The following is a 15,177-nucleotide window of genomic DNA, read 5'->3' as shown; positions in this document are numbered from 1 at the left end:
GGCCTGGGTACAACGGGGGCGCGTGAATCGCCGGGAAGCACCGCGTCCTTCTCGGGACCGGGTCTCATCCCGGCTTCGTGGCCGAGCCGGCGTCGGCGGCCAGCTTGGCCCGCCACGCCTTCTCCCGCTCGATGGCGGAGGCGAATCCCAGCGCTATCGCCGGGTCGAAGTTCTCGTCGGCGTAGGAGCCGACGCAGCCAAGGAGGCGGTCGATCTCCTCCGCGGTGACCGCCAGTAGCGGGACCTGCCCGGTGAGGAAGATGTCACCGACCCGGTCGATGGAGAAGTGCACCCCGTAGGTCTTCGCGTTGCGGCCGAGCAGGAATCCGTAGGTGCCCGCCGCGTTCTCCGCCGGGGCGCGCATAAAAAACGCCTCGACGAGCAGGGTGTGGTCCTGCACGACGAGCCACGTCATCGTGCGCAGCTTGTGCTCGCCCTCCAGCGCGACGAGGAACGAGCCGGTGTCGACATGGTCGTAGGCGAGACCGAGATCCTTGAGCGTGTCCTCGATCACCACGTCGAGCCGATTGCGTTCCGCCGCGTCGATGGGTGCCGTCATGGCTGGGGCCTCCCCGGTAGCTGGTAGACGATGCCGGTTCCGGCGGAGATCCTTTCTCAGACGGCGACGGCGGTGGGGCTCAGCGCGTGCCGGTAGCTGCGCAGCACGCCATGGGCCGTGGCCGACCAGCCGAACCCACCGGCCCAGGCCACCGCTCCGGCGGAGAGCCGGGCCCGCCATCGTGGCTGGCGCAGCAGCCGGTCCAGCGCGTCAGCATAGACGGCGGGGGTCCGACCGGCGACGAGCAGCCCGGAGACACCGTCGGCGACCGCGGTGCGCAGGCCCCCGACCGCCGCGGCGACCACCGGGGTGCCGCAGGCCTGGGCCTCGAGCGCGACGAGGCCGAAGCTCTCGCTGTGACTGGGGACGACGATGGCGGTGGCCGCACGGTACCAGTGGACGAGCTCCTGCTGCGGGGCCGGCGGTTGGAAGCGGACGCGATCGGAGATCCCGAGAGACGCCGCGAGCTTGACCAGGGCGTCGGGTTGTTCCAGACCGGATCCGCTGGGGCCGCCGACCACGGCGACGGTGAGCCGCGAGCGGCGGGCGGGATCGCGCCGCAGCAGTTCCGCGGCGGCGCACAGCAGCAGATCGGGTGCCTTGAGCGGTTGGATCCGACCGACGAACAACAGCAGGTCGTCGGCGGGATCCACGCCGACGCGGGCCCGGGACTGCGCCATGTCACCTGGCCGGAAGACCTCCAGGTCGACGCCGGGCGCGACGACGTCGATCCGGTCCGACGCCGCGTCGTACAGATCGGTCAGGTGCCGGTACTCGTCCGCCGTGGAGGCGAGCAGCCGGGTGGCCCCCCCGATGACCTCCTGTTCGCCGAGCAGCCGGCTAGGCGGCTCCGGGCGGTCTCCGGCTGCCAGCGCGCCGTTCTTGATCTTCGCCAGCGTATGGGAGGTGTGCACGAGCGGGACACCCCATCGCCGTGCCACCGCGAGACCGACCTGACCCGACAGCCAGTAGTGCGAGTGGATCACATCGAACCACCCTGGTTCGTGCCCGGCCTCGGCGCGCAGCAGAGCTGCGGTGAACGCACACAGCCAGGCGGGAAGATCCTCCCGGTGGATCTCCTCGTACGGGCCGGCGTCGACGTGGCGGACCGTCACACCCGGCAACAGCTCGGCCGAGGTCGGCAGCTTGCTGCTCACCGCGCGGGTGAACACCTCGACCTCCACCCCCAACGCCGCGAGCTGCCGCGACAGCTCGACGACGTAGACGTTGAGCCCCCCGGCATCGCCCGTTCCCGGCTGCTCCATCGGTGAGGTGTGCATGGACAGCATCGCGACCCGGCTGGGCCGCCCGCGCCGTTCGGGCTCACCGTGGACCTGGGCGGCGCCGCTTCTGATCAGACGCATCGAGCACCTCCGCATCTCCACGCCCCCGGCGCCTGCCCGACACGACCAACCCTGCTGTGGACGAACACGTCTCCAACCGTTCTACCCGGCCGGTTGTCAGGTCAACTGTTGGTCTCCCCCCTTCGGGGTCCCGGCCGGCCCCTGGTCCGCCGGCCTGCCGGTCTGCCAGAGTGGATCCGTGACGAACTCCTCCCGTCGGGCGCCGCGGCTCGCGGCCGGACGGGCGCGTGCCCTCGGGATGCCCACCCGGGGTACCACCGCGCCGAACCGGTTGCGACGGATCGATCGCTGGACGCTCGACGCGGCCGCCGCGCTGCTGCGTGGGGCGGCGGATCCCCTGGTCGTCGATCTCGGTTTCGGTGCGTCCCCGGTGACCACGGTGGAGCTCTACGAGCGGCTGCGAACGGTGCGTCCGGACGTGCGCGTCGTCGGCCTGGAGCTCGACCAGGACCGGGTCGCCCGGGCCGTCCCGGCCGCGAGACCTCCCGGGCTGCGGTTCACCCGCGGCGGGTTCGAGCTTCCGCCGCCGGGGGAGCGCCCGGTGCTGGTGCGTGCCCTGAACGTGCTACGGCAGTATCCCGAGGCGGCGGTCCCCGGCGCGTGGGCGACGATGCTGGCGCGGCTCGCCCCCGGCGGGATGCTTGTCGAGGGAACCTGCGACGAGACGGGTCGGCGCGCCTGCTGGTTCGGTCTTCCGGCCCCGGGAGCGGCGCCGGCCTGGCTGCCGTCCGGCGCGCGGAGCCCGGCCGGGCCCACGCTGACCCTCTCCGCGCATCTGGCGAGCCTCGCCCGTCCGTCCGAGCTCGCCGAGCGGCTGCCCAAGGCGCTCATCGAGCATAACGTGCCCGGCCATGACGTCCACCGGCTGTTCACGGCCTTCGACCGCGCCTGGGAGCGGGCCGCGCCGCGGGCCGTCTTTTCCCCACGCCAGCGGTGGATCGCCGCCGTGGCGGATCTGCAGGCCCAGGGCTGGCCGGTCCGCGGCGACCGGCGGCGCTGGCGGCTGGGCGAGCTGACCGTCGACTGGCCCCCGGCGGGCGGTTCGGACGTTCTGCCGGCGCGGTGCGGGACGTCCCGGCGGAGATCCGGCGGGACGCCCCGGATCGTGGGTCCGTCGGTCCCGCGTTCAGTCGGCGGGACGGCGGGTCACGGCGATCTTGTCGAGCACCGTGAGGTCGTCCGCGCGGGGCTGCCACTGACCGGCCACGGCATTCGCGCGCACCTGGACCGGGCTGGTCGCGCCGGCGATGACCGAGGCGACCCCCGGCTGGGCGGCCAGCCCGCCGATCGCGACGTCCAGCAGCGACCGGTCCCGCTCCCGCGCAAAGGTTTCCAGGGTGTCCAGCCGGTCGAAGACCTCGTCGGTCAGCTCGTCCTGCCGGCCGGCCAGCCGGGTGCCGGGTGCCGGCACCTCGTCGCGCTGGTACTTGCCGGTGAGCAGGCCGTTCGCCAGCGGGTAGTACGGGATGACGCCGATGCCGTACTTCTGGGCGGCCGGCACGAGCTCTGCCTCCACGCCCCGTTCCAGCAGGTTGTAGTGGTTCTGTGCGGAGATGAAGCGGGTCGTCCCGGACGCCCGGGCGGTCCACTCCGCGTCGGCGACCTGCCAGGCATCGAGGTTGCAGGCACCGATGTAACGGGCCTTGCCCTCCTTGACGATCTCATCGAGGGCCTCGAGCGTCTCCTCGATCGGCGTGAAGGCGTCCAGGGTGTGCAGCTGGTAGAGGTCGATGTAGTCGGTCTGCAGCCGGCTCAGCGAACCCTCGACCGCCTTGCGGATGTACCGCCGGGACGCCCGCGCGCTGAAGTCCTGGCCGTACATGCCGCCCATGTCGTTGCCAAATTTCGTGGCGAGGACGACATCGTCGCGGCGGCCTCGCAGCACGTGCCCGAGAAGCGTCTCCGAGCCGCCCTTGTTCCCGTAGGTGTCGGCGGTGTCGAAGAACGTGATCCCGGCGTCGAGCGCCGCGTCGACGACCGCGCGGGTGCCGGTGAGGTCGACGCGCGAGCCGAAATTGTTGCAGCCGAGGCCGACGACAGACACCAGTAGTCCGGAGGATCCCAGCGGGCGATAGCGCATGAGTTAATACAACACATCGGACCACGGGCCCCGGACACCAGGCCCCGGACCCGTGGTCGACCGGAACACGTCAATGATTGCCCGTTGGTGTTCCGGTGTGTCGATGTTCGCGGGCCGTTACTTCTCTGGGGCGGCCTCGGTCACGGCCCGGCCGACCGCCTCGGCCGCCTTGCGGCTCGAGGTGCGTGCGGCGCGGGTCTGGCTCACTGCCGTCCGGGTGTGCTGCACCGCCTCCTCCGTGGCCGGGCTGCGCCGGATGCTCGCCACCCGCTTCTCTCCCCGAGTGGCGAAGCTGTTGTAGAGGTGGGTGGCGCGTCCCTGCAGGTCGGAGATCTGGGAGGTGACGGTGGCCGGCAGCGCACGCACGGCCGTCCCGACCTGGGTCGGGACCCGCGCCGCCTGGGTGGGCAGCGCGCCGACCCGGTCGGAGATCTTCCGAACCTCGGTGCTGGTGGTCGTCGGCAGGGCGAGCAGCTTCGCCACAGCGAGATCCGCCGCTCCCACCGACGCGTAGAGCGGCTTGCGCACCTCCGCCAGCGGAACCTTGACCTCGGCCCTCGCCTCGGCCGTGTCCTCCTGGGTCTGCGTGCTGACGCGGGCGGTGGGACGGCTCGCGGGGCGATTCGTCGTGCGCGTGGTGGCCATGATGTCTCCCTCGGTTCGAAGATTCGTTGATTTCGTGTAGAGATTTCCTGTTAGCGCTTCGTCGCCGACGGGTGAAAGGTCGGGTAAATGATGCGAGGGTCAGGGTGGTGATATGCCGTACAGGAACGGAGTCCTGCTTGTCGCCGCAGTCCCCGCCGGTCGACCTAGGTCTGATCGACCGGGTTGTCGGTGGTCGGCTGCGGAGCCGGTGCTGCCGGGGCGGGTGTGGACGCGGGGGGAGCGCCGGTGATCGGACTGCTCTCGGCCCTCGTCGCCGTCGGTTCGCCTCCTGTGGCCTTCGATCGCCTGGTGCGGCCCGTGGCGGTTCCCGGTGACGGCCTACCCGTACCGTCCGACGGGGCCGACCGTGCCGCGGTGGTGGTGCCGCCCCGGGATGTCGTTGACGCCTCTCGGGCGGATTTCCGTTTCGTCGTCGGCTCCGCGAAGGTCGGTCCCGCGGTGGCGGCCGAACCCCGTGCGGACGACGAACCACCGATGGCGGCTGGACTTGCGGTCGGGGCGGCGGGCTCGCCAGGGACGAACCCGCGCGACCCGGCCTCGGCGTCGCCGTCCGGGTGGCCGCGGCCGGCCCGCGCCGCGATGGCGTTCTCCCGGCAGAACGCCTCGTAGATGTCGAGCACGACCTGCTTCTGTCGTTCGGACAGGGATTCGTCCGCGAGCACGGCAGCCATGACGTTCTCTCCGCCCTGCCGTTCCTCCAGAATTCCGGCCTGCACGTAGAGCACTTCGGCGGAGATGCGGAGCGCCTTCGCGATCTGCTGAAGAATCTCCGCGGACGGCCGCCGGAGGCCTCGCTCGATCTGGCTGAGGTAAGGGTTGCTCACCCCGGCCTGCTTGGCGAGTTGACGAAGGGAGATCTGTGCGGTGTGCCGCTGATCGCGGATGAAATCACCGAGATCGCGCACATTCAGGGCCGCCACCGGGTCGAACGCCTCCTTCGCCGGAGGGCGAGGCGGGTTGCCGCGCCCATGGCGGGCGCCCCGCCATCCGTGAACCTCGGCCTACGGCTGGACCCTGCGGCCGAGGACGCCGCGGACGACTGCCCGCCGAGAGCCCGCCGTCCGTGGACGCTGCGATTCAGGGGAGGCCATGGTGCCTCGGCAGGCTCCGGCCGGTACGGAAACGAGTGCGCCGCCACAACACATCACCAACGCAGCCGACGATACGTCGGGTTGCTAACTCTGGCAAGCGGTCAGTTAGCGCTCTTTGGACGTGTCCGCCCCGAGGTGCACCACCTGGTACTCCGCGGACCGTCGCCCCTTTGACCACGGCGGATGCCGCAGTTCCCCGTTTTCGGGCCCACCCGAAGCGCCCGTGCCTGCCGGCGCGGCTCAGTCGTTGTGGGACTGTCCCTCGGCCTGGGCCAGCCAGGCCCGCTGAGCGGCGAGGGCGGACTCGGTGTCGGCGATCTCCTTGGTGCGTCCGGCGGCCCGGGCCCGGGCCAGCTTCGCCTCCAACTTTGCGACGGATTCCCGCAGCTTCGTCACGAATGGTGAGGAGGAGAGGGAGTGCTGGGCCCAGCGAGCATCGGAGGCCTCGCGCAGCTTGTCGCCGATGGCCGCCATCTGCCGCTCCAGGGAGCCCGCGACCTCCCGGGGGACCCGCCCGATCTCGTCCCAGCGGTCCTGGATCTCCCGGAGACGACGCAGCGAGCGGTCGGTATCGGCCGGATCCAACGCCGTCGCCTCGGCCAGCAGTTCCTCCTTCTTGACCTGGTTTTCGCGCAACTCGGCGTCGCGCTCGGCATTGGCCTCGTTGCGGCGGGTGAAGAAGGCGTCCTGTGCCGTACGGAAGCGGCTCCACAACGCGTCGTCGATATCCTTCGCCGCGCGACCGGCGGCCTTCCAGCCGGCGAGCAGCGCCCGGTAGCGGGCGGTCGTGCCGGCCCAGTCGGTGGAGTCGGACAGCGCCTCCGCCTCGGCGATGATCGCCTCCTTCCGTTCCCTTGAACGGGCCCGCTGCGTGTCGAGGGCGGCGAAGTGCGCGGTCCGGCGGCGGGTGAACTCGTCCCGGGCCGTGGCGATGCGCCGCCACAGCGCCGAGTCGGTGCGCTTGTCCAACGAGCCGGCGGCGCGGAACTCCTCGGCGAGCGCGCGGAACCGCTCCCCGGCGGTCTTCCACTCCGAGCTGTGGCCGAGCCGTTCGGCCTCGGCGACCAGCTGCTCCTTGGCCGCGGCGATCCGGCCGGCCCGCTCGGCCCGCTCGGCGGCGAGCGCGGAGCGATGTTCCTCAGTGGCGGCGACCACGGCCTCCAGCCGCGTGCGCAGCGCCTCCAGATCACCGACGACCGCGGCCTCGTCGAGGGAGCCGAGCAGCCGGCGGGCGCTGCCGACGATCCCGGCCGGATCGACCCCGCTGACCGTCAGCCGCCGTTCGAGCAGCTCGACCTCGGCGGACAGATCGTCGAAGCGGCGTTCGAAGTGGGCCAGACCCTCGCGGAGACTGCCGGCACGCCATGATCCGACGGCACGTTCGCCGCTGGCCGTGCGAACGAAGACCGTGCCGTCGTCGGCGACACGCCCCCAGGCGGATGCGTGGTCGGGCTCGCTGCGGTCGCTCATGGTGTTCCCGAAGATCGACTGACGTTTCCTGCCATTCTTGCAGGCGTTGGCCGTTGAGGGGACAGCCGCCACGGATCGGTCACCACGATTCGCCGTCGACCGGGTGCGGCGCGTCGGCCGTGGGGGTCGATCCGAGCCGTCGGCGGTGTTGCGTGGGCCGTCGGCGGTGTTGCGTGGGATGTGGACGGACCGGACGACACGTGCAGGCACCGGCTGCTCCCCCGCGGGAGCCACCCCGTACCGGCATCCCGGCACAGGTGGGGCCAGGATGCATAACCGTGACGCGTGAGGTGGGTGGTAGCCGGGCGGGCTGGCGAGTCGGCGTGTTGTTGCTGCCGGCGTTCGTGGGACTCGGTGTTTTCGTCGTCGGGCCCGCATTGGTGTCGGCGTTCATCGCGGGCACGGACAAGACCCTGACGGGGCCGCGTTTCGACTGGGTCGGCACGGCGAATCTGCGTACCGCTCTCTCCGACGCGGACCTGGCCGGCGCCGTGCGCAACACGCTGCTGTACTGCGCCCTCACGGTGGTACCGGCGGTCGCGATCGGGCTGGCGCTCGCGCTGGCCGCCGAACGGGTGACCCATGGTCGGGCGCTGGTGCGATGTGCGCTGTTTCTTCCGGTCAGTGCGAATATTGTGGCCATGGCGGTCGTGTTCGCCTACATGTTCGACAGTAGCCCCGACGGTCTCGCGAACACCATCGTCGGGCTGTTCGGGGTGGCTCCGGTCGACTGGCTCGGCGACACCTCGACCGCGTTGCCGGTGGTGGCCCTCGTCGGTGGTTGGCGGCTGACGAGCTTCGTCTTCGTCGTCTATCTCGCCGGGTTGACGGCGGTCCCGAGATCGGTGTACGAGGCGGCGGACGTGGACGGCATCCACGGATTCGCCCGGCTGCGTCACATCACCCTGCCGCTGCTCGCCCCGACGACGATCTTCCTGGGGGTGTTCGTCACCATTTTGACCCTGCAGACCTTCGAAACGGTCGCGGTGCTCACGAAAGGTGGCCCCCTGGACTCCAGTACGACGATCATTTACTACATTTATGAGGTCGGATTCACTGGATCGTTCCGCATCGGATATGCCTCGGTGATCGCCCTGATGCTGTTTGTCGTGATCGTGGCACTGGGTGCCGCTGGTGGGCTGCTCGGGCGCCGCATCCGACGCACACGGGAGGCCGCCGCGTGAGCGTCGACACCTCCAGCCCGGTGCCCGCGCCCACGCCCCGTGGCCACGCCGTGCGGCGAGCCTCGCGTCGGCGGGCCCCGCAACCGGGATCGGCGCCGGCGCCGATCCCGGCATCGCGGCGCGGTCGCCGCCGGTCACCGGCCGGACCGACGATCGGGCGTCTCGTCCTGCTCACGATCGGCATCGTCGCGGCCGTCCTACCCTTCGTCTGGATGGTGCGGACCGCCATCGGGCCGCGGCAGACCGCGCTGGCGCTGACGTCGAACCCGATCCCGTCCAGCATCGACCTGAGCTCGTTCGACCGCGCCTGGTACGCTGGTGATCTTGGATCCGCCCTGCTCACGGGGGTGGCGGTGAGCCTGGCGATCCTCGCGTTGCAGCTCGCGACGGCGATCCCGGCCGCCTACGCCTTCGCCTGTCTGCGCTTTCGCGGGTGTACGGCCGCCTTCGCGGTGGTACTCGCCACCCTGCTGGTGCCGACCCAGATCACCGCCGTGCCGAACTACGTCACCATTTCCGCGCTCGGACTCGCTGACACCCGGGTCGGCCTGGTCCTGCCGTTCATGACACACGCGGCGATGATCTTCATGTTCCGGCAGTACATGAGCACCATCCCGGGGTCGGTCCTGGAAGCCGCGCGGATGGACGGGCTCGGTACCTGGCGGACGCTGTGGACGATCATCGTGCCGCTCGCCGCGCCCGCGATCGCCTCCGTATCGGTGTTCAGCTTCCTGTTGTCGTACAACGAGTACCTGTGGCCGCTGCTGGTCGCGCGGTCGCCGGACATCGCCACCCCGCCGCTGGCGCTCGCGCGCCTGATGACCGACTCCTCCTCCGTCATTCCGGACTTCACCGAGCTCGCCGCGGCCGCGCTGATCATCAGCCTGCCGTCGCTCGTCGTCTTCGTCGTCGCCCAACGCCGTCTCGCCGCCGGAATCACCGGTACGGGTGCCGGTGCCTGAGAGGAGGAACGTGTGATCCGTATTCGCCGAATGCTGCCGCTGCCCGTCGCCGCTGCGATGATCATCCTGACCGCGTGCGGCGGCGGTGGTGACGCGGGCCCGGCAGACCCCGCGGAGAGCCTGCGCCCCACGGCCCGCCCGGCCGGTGCCGGCGTCGACAACGTGGCGGGCGCCAAGGCGTCGCCCGCCTGCGTGGCCCAGGTCAAGACGCTGCGGATGTCCGCCGTCGGCACGCTCAACGACGTCGCGAAATCCGGCAAGGCCTATCTGGAGAAGGCGCATCCCGGCCTCACCGTGGACCTCAACACGAGCGCGCCGGACTACACCTCCCTCGTCCAGCAGATCAGCGCCGACCGCTCGGCCGGCCGTTCCGTCGACGTGGCGGTCGCCGGCTTCGACCTGCTCCCGACCTTCGCCCGGGACCTCGGCGCCCAGGAGCTCTCCCCGCGCCTGCTGCGCGCGTCCTACGACCAGCGGCTGGTCGGCCTCGGGCAGGTCGCCGGGAAGCAGATCGGCATTCCTCAGCAGGTGTCGTCCCTGGCCCTGGTCTACAACCTCGACGTGCTGCAGAAGGCCGGCGTCGATCCAGCGACGCTGGGCACGACCGACGGGGTGATCGCCGCCGCCGACAAGATCAAGGCTTCGGGTCAGAACATCCAGCCCCTCGACCTGCCGACCGGCCAGCAGTTCGGGCAGTGGATCCTCAACACCCTGGCCAGCTCCAAGGGGACGTCGATCCAGGACGCGAACGGTCGGCCCGCCCTGAACACCCCGGCGGCCCGCGAGGCCGCCGCGTTCCTCGCGAAGGCCGCGAGCTACGGCACGCACTCCGCCGACCCGACCCAGCAGGGCCTGCTGCGGTTCGGCATCCGCCGGCAGACGGCGATGACCGCCGTGACAGTGGCCTCCGTGGCCGGTGGGCTGAGGTTCATCGCGGGGCAGGGGACTAAGGGTTTCCGGGCCGGCGCGGTCCCGTTTCCGACCCTGCCCGGCGGGACCCAGCACCCGGTCGCGGGCGGCAACGCGCTGACGGTCCTGTCCACCGACCGCTGCCAGCGGGAGATGGCGACCGAACTGGTCGTGTCGCTGCTCTCGCCGGACGTCGTGGCCGCGAGCACGGAGGCGTTGAGCTACATCCCGGTGGATACTCAGGCTGTCAGCCAGCTCGGGTCGTTCTACGAGACCTATCCGCAGCTCAAGCCGTTCAACGCACTAATCCCCTCGCTGGTGAAGGCGCCGGCCTGGAGCGGGGCCCGCGGCGGGGAGGTCCCGAGCGCGATCTCGGACCAGGTGCAGCGCATCCTCAAGGGCGAGGACCCGGTCAGGGCTCTCGCCGCGGCCCAGAGCCAGGCTGTGGAACTCACCCGTTGACCGGCGGACGCCGTGGGAGAGACCGATGACCCGGATCACGGAACCGGCCGACGGACCCGCCGCGGTGACGGCTGACGGACCCCCCGCGGTGATGGCCGCCACCGTGGGGGTGCCGATCGAGATCGACGGGCTGGGCCGGTCGTTCGGCCCGGTCCATGCGCTGCGCGACGTCACCCTGACGGTTGCGCCGGGGGAGATCGTCGCGCTGCTCGGACCGTCCGGCTCGGGTAAGTCGACGCTGCTGCGGATTTGCGCCGGCATCGAGGAGCCGACGTCGGGTGATCTGCGTTTCGGCGGGGTCAGCCAGCTTGGCGTCGCACCCCACCGCCGGGACGTGTCTATGGTCTTCCAGCATTTCGCGCTCTACCCGCATCTGACGGCGCTGGAGAACCTCACCTTGGCGTTGCGTTACGGCCGTGGCCTGCCGAAGGCCGCGGCGGTGGCCCGGGCCCGTGAGACGCTGGACATGCTCGGCATCGGTGAGCTGGCAGCTCGCCGGCCTGCGAAGATGTCCGGGGGCCAGCGCCAGCGGGTCGCGATCGGCCGGGCACTCGCGACCCGGGCCCGGGTGATCCTGTTGGACGAGCCGATGTCGGGGCTCGACGCCCAGCTCCGGGTCGATCTGCGGGTCGAGATCGTGGGCCTGCTGCGCCGGCTCGGCACCACCGCTCTGTTCGTCACGCACGACCAGGCCGAGGCGATGGCGGTCGGTGACCGGGTCGCGGTGCTCAGCGGCGGCCGGTTGCAGCAGATCGGGACGCCCGACGAGATCTACGACCGGCCCGCCACGCGCTTCGTCGCGGCATTCGTCGGCAGCCCGCCGATGAACGTCCGGGAGGGACGCTGGCATGACGGCCAGCTGCGCGGGGACGGATTCGCCCTGGCCGCCCCCGCCGGCGCGACGGCGTTCGGAGTCCGGCCCGAGCACCTGGTCCTGGCGGCGGGGGCTTCCACCGGATCAGGATGGGGACCGGCGGACGCCGTGGTGGCGCCGGTGGCGCTGGCGTCGCCGGCGTCGGATGCGCTGCGGGTGGCCGGTGAGGTCGTGGTGAGCGAGCGGCTCGGAGCGGAGCGGACGGTGCACGTCCGGACCTCCGCCGGGGTGCTCGCCGTCCGGGTCGACGCCGCTCAGGTGCTCGGCGTGGGCATGCCGGTCACCCTGCGCGCACCGCTGTCCACCCTGACCTTCTTCGACGCAGCCGGCGCCCGGATCTGACGCGGCGCGGCCTCGCCCCGGCGCGGCCGTCCCCTTCCCACCGCGCGTCCAGTCGGATCGGCGTCGCGTGAACCGCGGAGGGGCCCTCCCCGTGGGCATGTCCCCGGCTGCCCGACTCGGGGGCAGCGACCTGCTGGCTTGTGGGGAACGGAATTCCTGACCGGCCGACGTGGTCGTGTTCGGTCGAAACAGGAATATAACGTGCTTTTTTTCGGACGGCTCGGCGGACATGCGTGCAATTAGGGCCCGCCAGTGGTCCGGGAGTGACCTCTGTGCACGCATCGCACCGGAGTCGTCTCTTGGAGCACCAAGATGTCGCGACATAGCGTTAGTAGGTGCTCACGGAAGTGGCCCTGGAGATGCGACTACGAGGAGAACGTCGATGCTGACGGATAACGCTCATGCCTGCACTCATCCGCTTGCGTTCGTCCGAGCCCAGCGCGGGTGGTCCTATCAGCGTCTGGCGCGGGTCGTGGCCCGCCGCGCACGTGACCTCGGGGTGGCGAACATGGCCGCCGAGCGGCAGAAGGTCTGGCGCTGGGAGCACCGTGGTGTCGTGCCCGACCGAGTGTCCCAGCTCGCGCTCGCCGCGGAGCTCGGCGTGCCCAACGATCGCCTGGAGTCGCACCCCTGGCCCGCGTGGCTACCGACCGGCGACGCGGTGCGCACCGAGTACCCGTGGACGCCGGGCGGCAGCATAACCTCGATCATGGACGTCGTCGAGGACGCGCTCTCCGACCGCCGCGGCTTCCTGACGATCACTGGGGCCGGGGTGGCGGAACTCGCGACGCAGTGGCTCGGCATGGAACCGGCCCGGCTGGCGGCGGCCCTGAACGGGGGACGGGTCGACGACCAGATCGTGAACCGGATCGAGCACAACATCCCCGGGCTGCGGGTCATGGATGAGCGGCTCGGCGGGGAGAGCGTGCGCCGGCTGGTCGACGCCGAGCTCGGCGTGGTGGCGGACCTGCTGGTGCGCGGGTCCTACACCGAGCACGTGGGCCGTCACCTGCATCTGGTGGCCGCGGAGCTCGCCCGGTTCGCGGGGTGGGTCTCGTTCGACGCCGGCTTCCAGACGGCCGCCCAGCGGTACTGGATCACCGCGCTGCATGCCGCGCACGCCGGCGGGGACCGCATGCTCGGTGCGAACGTGCTGAAGAACATGTCCCTGCAGTGCGTGGACTTCGCCCGCCCGCGGGAGGCGGTGGATCTGGCCGAGGCCGCCGTGGCCAGCGCCGGGGGAGCGTCCGGTCGCGTCGGCGCCATGCTGCACATGCGGCGGGCCCGTGCCCACGCCGCGCTCGGGGAGGCCAGCGCCTGCGCGCAGGCGCTGGCCTGTTCGGAGGAGGCGATGGTCACCGCGCGGCCTGAGGACCCCGCCTGGTCGTCCTACTTTGACGAGGCCGAGTACCAGGCGCAGATCGGCAGCTGCTACATCGATCTCGGTCACCTCACGCAGGCGGACCGGTGGCTGGAACGCTCCCTGGCGATCCACCCGGACTCCCGGGCCCGGGACCGGGCCACTTACCTGCTCCGGTGGGCCGCGGTCCAGATGGATCTCGGTAACGTCGACCACGGGTGCGAGCTGACCCGCCAGGCCCTGCCGATGCTGGAGGCGACGCGATCCAAGCGCAACGCCCGCCGGGCCGACGAGCTGCGCCGCCGGCTGCGGCGGCACGGCACCGACCCGGCGGTGCGGGAACTCGATCAGCTCCTCGCCCGGACCGCCTGAGCCGGCCGGAACCCGAGCCGGCCGGGAATCAGGAACGCAGCCGCCCGGCGGGACGCTTCGGCGCCGTCGTGGCCGGCTCGTCGTCCGGATCGATCGCGGCGGCCAGCGGCGCGCCGTCGGGATCGGCGGCGACGAGGGCGGCATCCGCCGGCACGGACCGCTTGATCACCGCCAGGGCGATGGGGCCGAGTTCCTCGTGGACCTCGGAGCTGCCGACGAACCCGACCTCGCGCCCGCCGACCGTGACGGGAGAACGGGGCGCCGCCACCGTGCCGTCGAGATGCAGCAGCACCAGCCGCCGCGGCGGGCGACCGAGGTTGTGTACCCGGGCGACGGTCTCCTGCCCGCGGTAGCAGCCCTTGTCCAGGTGCACGGCGCTCGCCAGCCACCCCACCTCGTGCGGAATGGTGCGATGGTCGGTCTCCCGGCCGAGCCGGGGCCGTCGGGAGGCGATGCGCATGGCGTCGAAGGCGGACAACCCGGCCAGACCCGCCCCGGCGGCGCGCAGCCGTTCGACGGTGCCGCTCAGGTCGGCCCGGCCGACGAGGAGGTCGACGCCGTGGGGGATCCGCCGGACCAGCGTGCCCGTCCCGGTGCGGCCGACTGGGTAAGGACCGGTGACCGGTGCCCCGACCGGGTCGGGTGCCTGTGGTTCGGGCAGGTCCAGGCCGGGCGCGCCGTCACCCGGCCCGTCCAGCGCCGCGGCCGCGACCTGCGCGGCCCTTGGCCCGAGCACGCTGAGCACCGCCGTCACCGCGCCGATGTCCGTCGGCTCCACTCGGAGCATGAAGCGCATCGACTCCAGGTAGCGCAGCAGGGCGCCGCCGGTGCCGGGCTCGACGTCCACCCAGGTGGACGTGCCGTCGTCGGCGAGGACGAGATGGTGTTCGACGTGGCCGTGCGGGGAGAGCACCAGCGCCTCGGTGCCCCGCAGCGCGCCCAGCGCAGACAGATGCTGAGAGGTGACGCTGTGCAGCCAGGAGAGCCGGTCGGGGCCGGAGATGCGCAGCACGTCCCGATGCGATCTGTCGACGACGGCGGCGCCGTCACGCACTGCGCGCTGTTCCCGTAGCGGATCGCCGTAGTGGGCGGCGACCACGGCGTCTTCGGCAGTGCCGGCCACCGCACCCGGCAGGCCGAGCAACGGGGAGAGCGAGGCGGACGTCGTGAGGGACCCGGCGGTCATGGAACTCAGTCTAGGTCGCCGTGGCGTGCCTCGGCCGGGCCCGCGCACGGTTCGGCTGTGGCCCCCGGCCCGCGCGGGTGGCCTGGCTGTTCCGGCCGGTTGGTGTCAGGAGCGTCCCACAACGCGCGCGGAAAAGTCGTTGCGATGCGCCCCTGGGTCCGCGTAGCGTCACGGGTACACGAGAAGGGAGGTGGTCCAGGCTTTGTGTGCTCATAGGACTCGTGAGGTGGCTGTCCGCTAGCCGGTCTCGTGGTCCTCACCTCTAGCCGGGTGGCCCATGGGCACCGGCACCGGCG

12 protein-coding genes and 1 pseudogene are annotated in these 15,177 nt (G+C 71.6%); 6 read left to right on the top strand and 7 right to left on the bottom strand.

The genetic code is table 11. The features are described 5' to 3' along the window. Window positions 1-64: 64 nt before the first annotated feature. Entirely contained in the window at window positions 65-559 is a 495-nt protein-coding gene (locus AC08OP_RS00890; protein ID WP_476612450.1) for a type III secretion system chaperone family protein, read from the bottom strand. A 56-nt stretch (window positions 560-615) separates the two neighbouring features. Continuing rightward, window positions 616-1,923, bottom strand: a complete 1,308-nt coding sequence (gene mshA / locus AC08OP_RS00885; protein WP_476612449.1) for a D-inositol-3-phosphate glycosyltransferase — start codon at window positions 1,921-1,923, stop codon at window positions 616-618. Between the two features lie 238 nt (window positions 1,924-2,161). Here mshA and AC08OP_RS00880 point away from each other — a divergent pair. Next, window positions 2,162-2,956, top strand: a pseudogene (locus AC08OP_RS00880) (class I SAM-dependent methyltransferase); the annotation flags it as partial. Window positions 2,957-3,049: 93 nt separating this feature from the next. Here AC08OP_RS00880 and AC08OP_RS00875 read toward each other — a convergent pair. The 4 genes from AC08OP_RS00875 to AC08OP_RS00860 form a co-directional block, all read right to left on the bottom strand. Further along, window positions 3,050-4,003, bottom strand: a complete 954-nt coding sequence (locus tag AC08OP_RS00875) for an aldo/keto reductase (protein WP_476612448.1) — start codon at window positions 4,001-4,003, stop codon at window positions 3,050-3,052. A 117-nt stretch (window positions 4,004-4,120) separates the two neighbouring features. Then, window positions 4,121-4,648: a hypothetical protein gene (locus AC08OP_RS00870; protein ID WP_462187200.1), complete on the bottom strand. Its 528-nt coding sequence runs from the start codon at window positions 4,646-4,648 to the stop codon at window positions 4,121-4,123. Window positions 4,649-4,812: 164 nt separating this feature from the next. After that, a complete protein-coding gene (locus AC08OP_RS00865; protein ID WP_476592272.1) occupies window positions 4,813-5,589 on the bottom strand; it encodes a helix-turn-helix domain-containing protein in 777 nt (258 codons plus the stop codon). Window positions 5,590-6,000: 411 nt separating this feature from the next. After that, window positions 6,001-7,230 (bottom strand): DUF349 domain-containing protein, encoded by a 1,230-nt coding sequence (locus AC08OP_RS00860; RefSeq protein ID WP_476612447.1) that lies wholly within the window; start codon window positions 7,228-7,230, stop codon window positions 6,001-6,003. Between the two features lie 278 nt (window positions 7,231-7,508). On the opposite strand from AC08OP_RS00860, the gene AC08OP_RS00855 reads away from it, so the two are divergent. The 5 genes from AC08OP_RS00855 (at window position 7,509) to AC08OP_RS00835 (ending at window position 13,695) form a co-directional block, all read left to right on the top strand. Beyond that, window positions 7,509-8,414, top strand: a complete 906-nt coding sequence (locus tag AC08OP_RS00855; RefSeq protein WP_476612446.1) for a carbohydrate ABC transporter permease — start codon at window positions 7,509-7,511, stop codon at window positions 8,412-8,414. Next, window positions 8,411-9,376: a carbohydrate ABC transporter permease gene (locus AC08OP_RS00850; protein ID WP_476612445.1), complete on the top strand. Its 966-nt coding sequence runs from the start codon at window positions 8,411-8,413 to the stop codon at window positions 9,374-9,376. The genes AC08OP_RS00855 and AC08OP_RS00850 overlap by 4 nt, the downstream gene beginning before the upstream one ends. Before the next feature lie 12 nt (window positions 9,377-9,388). Further along, a complete protein-coding gene (locus AC08OP_RS00845) occupies window positions 9,389-10,747 on the top strand; it encodes an extracellular solute-binding protein (RefSeq protein ID WP_476612444.1) in 1,359 nt (452 codons plus the stop codon). A 25-nt stretch (window positions 10,748-10,772) separates the two neighbouring features. Next, window positions 10,773-11,963, top strand: a complete 1,191-nt coding sequence (locus AC08OP_RS00840; RefSeq protein WP_476612443.1) for an ABC transporter ATP-binding protein — start codon at window positions 10,773-10,775, stop codon at window positions 11,961-11,963. A 382-nt stretch (window positions 11,964-12,345) separates the two neighbouring features. Then, window positions 12,346-13,695, top strand: coding sequence for a transcriptional regulator (locus tag AC08OP_RS00835; RefSeq protein WP_476612442.1), 1,350 nt, complete (start codon window positions 12,346-12,348; stop codon window positions 13,693-13,695). A gap of 28 nt (window positions 13,696-13,723) precedes the next feature. On the opposite strand, the gene ygfZ is transcribed toward AC08OP_RS00835, so the two are convergent. Beyond that, window positions 13,724-14,881: a CAF17-like 4Fe-4S cluster assembly/insertion protein YgfZ gene (ygfZ, locus tag AC08OP_RS00830; protein WP_476612441.1), complete on the bottom strand. Its 1,158-nt coding sequence runs from the start codon at window positions 14,879-14,881 to the stop codon at window positions 13,724-13,726. Between the last annotated feature and the right edge of the window lie 296 nt (window positions 14,882-15,177).

The sequence above is a fragment of the Frankia sp. CeRuru1 genome (assembly GCF_977966315.1).
This window is presented reverse-complemented; position numbering and strand designations above follow the sequence as displayed.

What these genes read in the sequence shown, in the direction of transcription:
- AC08OP_RS00860 (WP_476612447.1), bottom strand. Translation starts at nt 7,230, where the DNA reads ATGAGCGACCGCAGCGAGCCCGACCACGCATCCGCCTGGGGGCGTGTC.
- AC08OP_RS00835 (WP_476612442.1), top strand. Translation starts at nt 12,346, where the DNA reads ATGCTGACGGATAACGCTCATGCCTGCACTCATCCGCTTGCGTTCGTC.
- AC08OP_RS00875 (WP_476612448.1), bottom strand. Translation starts at nt 4,003, where the DNA reads ATGCGCTATCGCCCGCTGGGATCCTCCGGACTACTGGTGTCTGTCGTC.
- ygfZ (WP_476612441.1), bottom strand. Translation starts at nt 14,881, where the DNA reads ATGACCGCCGGGTCCCTCACGACGTCCGCCTCGCTCTCCCCGTTGCTC.
- AC08OP_RS00890 (WP_476612450.1), bottom strand. Translation starts at nt 559, where the DNA reads ATGACGGCACCCATCGACGCGGCGGAACGCAATCGGCTCGACGTGGTG.
- mshA (WP_476612449.1), bottom strand. Translation starts at nt 1,923, where the DNA reads ATGCGTCTGATCAGAAGCGGCGCCGCCCAGGTCCACGGTGAGCCCGAA.
- AC08OP_RS00840 (WP_476612443.1), top strand. Translation starts at nt 10,773, where the DNA reads ATGACCCGGATCACGGAACCGGCCGACGGACCCGCCGCGGTGACGGCT.
- AC08OP_RS00870 (WP_462187200.1), bottom strand. Translation starts at nt 4,648, where the DNA reads ATGGCCACCACGCGCACGACGAATCGCCCCGCGAGCCGTCCCACCGCC.